The 6,424-nt window shown below is 32.9% G+C and carries 5 protein-coding genes; 1 reads left to right on the forward strand and 4 read right to left on the reverse strand.

All coding sequences use genetic code 11. The features are described from left to right. Positions 1–241 precede the first annotated feature (241 nt). Together JCM15092_RS11335 and JCM15092_RS11340 are read right to left on the reverse strand one after the other, a co-directional pair. Positions 242–1,363, reverse strand: a complete 1,122-nt coding sequence (locus JCM15092_RS11335) for an acyltransferase family protein (RefSeq protein ID WP_159101395.1) — start codon at positions 1,361–1,363, stop codon at positions 242–244. 314 nt (positions 1,364–1,677) lie between these two features. Further along, positions 1,678–3,105 carry a tyrosine-type recombinase/integrase gene (locus tag JCM15092_RS11340; protein WP_148296655.1) on the reverse strand — a complete coding sequence of 476 codons (1,428 nt, stop codon included), beginning with the start codon at positions 3,103–3,105 and terminating at the stop codon, positions 1,678–1,680. 345 nt (positions 3,106–3,450) lie between these two features. Here JCM15092_RS11340 and JCM15092_RS17250 point away from each other — a divergent pair, with 345 nt between their 5' ends. Then, positions 3,451–3,627 carry a hypothetical protein gene (locus tag JCM15092_RS17250; protein WP_159101397.1) on the forward strand — a complete coding sequence of 59 codons (177 nt, stop codon included), beginning with the start codon at positions 3,451–3,453 and terminating at the stop codon, positions 3,625–3,627. A 248-nt stretch (positions 3,628–3,875) separates the two neighbouring features. On the opposite strand, the gene JCM15092_RS11350 is transcribed toward JCM15092_RS17250, so the two are convergent. Continuing rightward, complete coding sequence (locus JCM15092_RS11350) at positions 3,876–4,718, reverse strand: DUF8758 domain-containing protein (RefSeq protein WP_024994767.1); 843 nt, start codon at positions 4,716–4,718, stop codon at positions 3,876–3,878. Position 4,719: 1 nt separating this feature from the next. Beyond that, a complete protein-coding gene (locus tag JCM15092_RS11355) occupies positions 4,720–5,619 on the reverse strand; it encodes a DUF488 domain-containing protein (protein WP_024994768.1) in 900 nt (299 codons plus the stop codon). Positions 5,620–6,424 lie beyond the last annotated feature (805 nt).

Here is a 6,424-nt window from a genome sequence, read left to right on the forward strand (position 1 = left end):
TTGATTCTATTAGACAAATATACTTTACATTATATTTAAATCCAAATCCTTTTATTGAATCTATTATATGAAGATATGTAGCTGTCGTGTCTTAGCTTGGGCATAACGGTTGGCGTATATGATTAGGTGCAGATTGCGTGGCGCTTTCCTGTCGAGAAGCACAGAAGCCGAAGTGGGACAGAAACCCTGATTATCACTACCAAAACCGCACTTAATTATATACGCTGTTACCAACAGGCTTTCATGGTTTTACATTTTTTATTCCGAATAAAAAACGAATAATAGGAATACGTTTTACAAACTCGTAAACAAGAAATGTTGATAAAATGGTCAATACTACAATTATGGAATACTTGATTCCTGCACCAAATGGTAATTTTATAATGAAAAAACCAACAATCGTATTCAACAATAAATGGAATATATAAAATGGATATGATGCTGACGATAAATATTTCAGTACACTATTGTTAGCTCTCAGACTGCGATGACCGAAACCAAGAATACATAAGAGCCACATCCATCTGTTTAAATTGCTTAAAATTAAAACTACAGTTCCGTTGCTGATGAACGAATAGGAGAACTGACGAATTATTTCGCATGAAATTCCGGTTACCAAAAAGAGCCATACGTATTTATCTATTATATGCTGAAATCTGTCATCCATCATAAATAAATACCCACAAAAAAATATCAGAAAATAGTAAACAGGATTTTTATCTCCGAGAATATTCAGGTTTGATGCTGCCGTTAATAAATAAAATAGTACAAGAATGAATACTGGGATGCCTGTTTTGTCAATTATTCTTTTAAATAATCCTATACTCTTGTCTTTTTTTAGCATGGAGAAAAATAGTAAACCAATCAGAGAAAAAGCAAAGAGGAATAAAAGAAACCATAAATGAGCAGGTGTGAATTTTCCATCCATTCCAGTTAAATCAGTATTCCCAAATTGCCAGAAATTAATAAAGTGCTGCCAGTAATTGAGAGAATTCCCTTTTGCTATCAGTGCTATGTATGTTATTAGAGGTATTATAATCACTAATCCTGAAATAGCAGGTATTAAAAGTTTGACAAAACGTTCTTTGATATATTGACCACTTTTACGTTTTTTCAAAGAGAAATAAGTTGCTGCTCCTGAAACGTAAAATAAAAGCGGCATGTGAAACTGATGTATCCATCCTGCAAAGCGATTGAGGAATAAACTGTTTATTCCCTCTTTTACATACATAACCACTTGGGGGTCAGGTATAAATATTAAAGCACTATGGAATGGCACTAATAAAAGTACAGCTAAAACTCTCAGCCAATCCAAATCTGTACGGCGTGTGCTTTTAATAATATTAATTGTTTCTGTTGTCATTTCATGTCCAATTAAGCTTGATGGTAACATTTGTATATACGCAACACAATTGCGTATATATTTCATATATCCACCGTCCTTGTTTTGCTAATTCGTAGAATACTAATACTTTATAAATAATTGTGTATTTTAATGCAATTGCGTATACAGTCTTTTTATGTGACAGTTAAGGTTACTGCAACTCGGAAACCTATGTTTCTCATCAGTACCAGGATTATAGATGCAAAACTAACAATTATTTAGATAAACAACGAAAGAAATCAATAGATTCTCTCCAAAGGTTAAAATAATAAGCCCCTAATATCTTTAAAATCCTAAATTACTCTCCCTGAAATAATCGCAGCATATTTTTTCTCAGGATTCAGCAACTTCAAATTGATCTCCAATCTTTTTTTGGCCGTCAGGTTCACATACCCGGCCGTGACATCCTTCTTCGTACTGTGTCCGACCATTTTCCTTACAATGATCGGATTGACAAACATCTCACTCACGAGATGGGAAATGTAGCTGTTTCGGGTGTAGGAAGTTGAAATATTGGGATCCAGCTCAAGCGCTGTCGCGATCTGTTTCAAGGACGAGTTGATCGGATCCAGGGCAAAATTGATTTGACGTTTGATGTTTCTTTCATTCTGTATGGTTGGTTCAATGCCGTTCAGAAAAGGAAATATATACCCGTCCTGTTCTTTGTTCCCCTGCCGGTTGATGATCTCAACCATCGGCGGAAGCATCGGAGCATAGATGAAGGTCGGTTTCTCCCCTTTTCGCAATGTTTTCTTTCTTTGGAATACAATCTCTCCGGATGGTGCATCGATGTTTTCATAGCGCAATCGGCAGAGATCTCCAAAGTTCAAGCCATTGCAGTAGAACATGAACGCGAAGATGTCTTTTGCTAGCAACAGCTGCGGATGATCGGTCTCAAAGTCCTCAATTCTCCAGATATCTTCAATCGACAGAGAAATCTCTCTTCTCCCTCCTTCCGGGATGATGTACTTGCCCCTTTTCGTGCCAAATGGATAATGCTTCTCGCTGATGTAAGGGGTCTCCCCCTCTTTGTTGTTGATCAATGCCCTGATGGTCCTCATGTACAACCCTATGGTCGAATCGGTGATACCTGTTTCTCTCCAGAATGTCTCACACTCGTTGAAGAAGCTGGGTGTCAATTCCTCGAATTGGATGTTTACCTGGATGTCAAGCTTGTTCTTTCCTTTCGATTTGTACTTGTTTTTCGTGCATACTTGAATGAATTCTTCTTTCTCCTTTCTGTTCCGGAGGGTCTGGTAATATTTGAATCGTTTCAACGCATTCTGCGTTGTCCGATAGATGGAAGCATTCCCTATGCTGTACTCCATCTCCAGCGATTCAATTTTTCTCTCAAAAGCTTCATTCACACTGACTGATGTTAAGTTATTCAAAATTACATCAAACGCCTCAAACGAGAATTCATTTGCTTCAGCAAGTTTGTCAATTGCAGGTTTAAGAGTAAAGTTTAAATAGCGATGAAGTGTCAGTTTTATCTCTTTGTGCTTTCTCAGGTCTCTATTAACAAAATCATCCCAATCATTTTTTGAAAACATAAATCCTGATGAATAGTATTTATGTTTGCGATTAAAGGTTATTCGCCAATAAGTATGAGCCATTGCATCATCAGCATTTCGGTATTTTCTCATTAAACTCACTCCAATATTCCTGTTTTTATACGGAAATATTGTAGTTGATTTCGGATAATCGTTAATATGTGCCATACCATCATACAATTAAATTCTAAAATAGGGAAAACATAGGGAAAACAAATAGATAAATATGCCAATATAAGAACAAGTAACGATAAGATTTAACACTGTAAAACTCGTAAACAGCAGTAAATCAATATAAAGATAAATATTGGAAAATAACGGTATATGAAGAAAAAAGCTTCCCAAGCTGAGGGTCACGAGTTCGAGTCTCGCTTACCGCTCCAACTGAAAAAAGTAGTTAAGGATTAACTTAACTACTTTTTTTATACCTTTTTATATATTTAATTCGGCTATTGACAGTATAAAAGGTTCAATGTAGGTAAACTATATAGCGTCAAAGTAGAACCTGAGGCAATGGAAACTATAGAAAGATACAGAGGAAAAAATTATCTCCTCAATATAATGGATGAATATAACAACTATACTGATTTTCGCTCACGAATTAACAGAGCATTAAAATTAATAGGTCCATATAAAAGAGTTGGCAAAGGTGGAAAGAAAGAATATACTCCAATAATGGATTTTCTATAAACCTATTGGGCTCGCAATAAGTGGGCAACAATCACTCACTCCTTATTCAATCTTTTATCATAAGAGGTAGCTTATTCGGCTACCTCTATATTTACATAACTACCATTTTAAATCGAAAAATAAAATGTATCCACTTTGGAAGTATAAGTCATTAGAATATATACTTATAATCGGAATAATAATCAGTAATGTAGATAATACGAGTTTTTTTATTATAATCTGATTTATGTACTCTCTATTCCAAGAAATTAATCAAAATCAAAATGTAACTGAGCATCTACTTTCTCTAAGGGAGGATAAAATGCACCAATTATTATAAATGGGTTAGTACTCCAATTATGAAATTTTTTTGTAGTACCGAGAAAAAAATATAAATCATTTTTAGATGTGAACGTTTCAAGGTATTTTTCTTTAACCTTTTTGCAAGCTTCTATTTCATTTCCATTGGAAGTTCTTAAACATCTCCAATATAATTCCCCTATTTCCCAATCTTCAATCATAAGAGTACATTTTTTACCATCTTCCGTTTCGAAAACATAAGAAAATTCATAAGGCAACTTCCGTACTATTTTAAATATTCTTTTCGTTTCATTAACATCAAATAGTGTCATTTGACTTTGATGAGCATAGACCGTTGCCAACTTTTTAGAATCCCATTCTCTTTGACAACTTTTCCAAATAAAATTAACTATTTTTTTAGGTTTGAATACTGCTAAAGATGTTCCAATGTCTGGGTTTTGCGCTTCATCAATAAGCTCTTGCATATTATAACGAACATTTTTTAGAACAATATTTCGTCTTTCTGCCCAATTCCCTTTTCTTGAAATAGAATCAAGTATATTTATTTCACTATCAATACTAAATGGCCTATAACTTTCCTTCCTAAAATCTTTTGTATTTTTAATCAAGTCTATTTCAATCCATTGCCATTTATGATAACGACTATCAAATTTTAACTTTCTGAATGGAATAGGATATATTCTTATCCAACTACCATCTTCTAAAAATCCTGCAGTACAGACTAATTCATCGTATTTTTCGCTTAATGTTGGATATGTTTTTACAGATATTAGAACTTTTGTTAATGCCATATTATAGCTCTTTAAGTTTATAGTCTGTGTTTGGTAAAGTCATCAAATATTTTGCTACTCGAGATCTATGGCACTGTTTGGGATTCTTTTCGAAGCAAGTAAGTGCAACACGCTTATCTGATTGTATTAGCTTCTTAATTCCCAATAAATATGTCCAATTATCTTTTAAAGTAGAATTCTCGTAATTATTAAATAGTATATCATAATCTTTCTGACTATTTAAAGTCTGTCGTTTATTTGATTCTATTCCTAATTCAGGTATATGTATATATCTAACTCCTATACCATCACAAGCTTTTGATAATACAGCTTTAGAAAATCCATATTTCTGGCTATACGCATTCTTTCTTACATCGCAAAGTATGCGAACATTATTAATAAGTAATTTTACAAGATATTCTTCTATAGATAAACCTTCATAACCAATAGTAAATAACATAGGAGCATTATCTTTATTCCTTTGTTTGTCTACTTTCAATAATTCATCATTGCTCAATATTTTTGAAGCTATATGACTATTTATCGCATAAAAAGGGAAATGAATATATGTATATCTAATTAATTCTTCTTGGGTATATTTTCCAAATTCATTTTTTAAATCACGTATTGATTGTTGGTCAAAGATATCTAACTCATTAATATAATGATTCTGTTTATCAACAGTTAAGAAACGCCCTTTATCTGTTTCTGCTATATTTATATATCCTTCTTTCCCAAGAGATACGACATCTACATTTGCAAGAAAAGAGTAGCAACCATAATGGTACGGTACAAATTTATATGACATAACCTCTTGCTTTCTTGTAAAAAGAAATAGGTATTTCTGCAATTGTTTTGCGGTTATTGCTCCACCAAAAATATCAATTATAGCTAAAATTATTTTTTTTCGTGTGTAAAGCATATCCCTAAATTTTTAATATAAATACCAACAATAATCTTTGTGCGATGTTCTTTATGCATGCAAATATCATTATAAAATATATAATTACAATAAGAATATGTGACTATTTTTTCATCTGCAGTCATAAGTAATGGTATAAAAAAATCTCCAATAACTCGCTAAAGTTATTGGAGAAAAAAGTTTATTAATTACTGCACTTCACATTAAATCAACCTTCATAGAAAATAAAAAAGCCCCAACACATCACGTGCAAGTGTTTTTATAAATTTAAAGTTTTAATATTATGAGAAAACCTAATATAGTCTGTAACTAACTCCAATTTTTATTCCATGTTCTGTTGTTCCATAACCTCCTTGTATGCTTATGCTACAATTAGGATCACAAGATATTTAGTGGGACTATTGTAGTACCATCATTTTATCTTTGTTTCATGCAAAGAAAAGAGAGGATTAATTATTTTCATTGTTCAGAAAATGAATCATGATAGACTGTTCAACCGATCATGATTCATTGACTAACCGATCATGATCCGTTGATCAATTGATCATGATCTATTCATTAACCGATCATGACAGGTTTTGCGAAACGGATAATAGACAGGTTTCATGTACAGAACAGATGCTGGGGCTGACCAATGCGAGTGTTGAATCAATGCAAAACAAAAAATCAGGGCTATATTCATAGGAGTCGATGATGTAAATTTTTACTTATTAAGGGTTACTAAACTGTATGCTTAATTTGTTAAATCCCCACGAAGTAACTGAGTCCTAAAGGGTCACTTACATTTTGATGCTAGTAAAAAAAA

Origin of the sequence: Phocaeicola paurosaccharolyticus JCM 15092 (assembly GCF_000613805.1) — a bacterium.
In the GTDB taxonomy this organism is placed as follows: Bacteria; Bacteroidota; Bacteroidia; order Bacteroidales; family Bacteroidaceae; genus Phocaeicola; species Phocaeicola paurosaccharolyticus.

Bases quoted from the DNA above. Each gene is read 5' to 3' on its own strand.
- JCM15092_RS11335 (WP_159101395.1), bottom strand. From the start codon at position 1,363: ATGACAACAGAAACAATTAATATTATTAAAAGCACACGCCGTACAGAT.
- JCM15092_RS11340 (WP_148296655.1), bottom strand. From the start codon at position 3,105: ATGGCACATATTAACGATTATCCGAAATCAACTACAATATTTCCGTAT.
- JCM15092_RS17250 (WP_159101397.1), top strand. From the start codon at position 3,451: ATGGAAACTATAGAAAGATACAGAGGAAAAAATTATCTCCTCAATATA.
- JCM15092_RS11350 (WP_024994767.1), bottom strand. From the start codon at position 4,718: ATGGCATTAACAAAAGTTCTAATATCTGTAAAAACATATCCAACATTA.
- JCM15092_RS11355 (WP_024994768.1), bottom strand. From the start codon at position 5,619: ATGCTTTACACACGAAAAAAAATAATTTTAGCTATAATTGATATTTTT.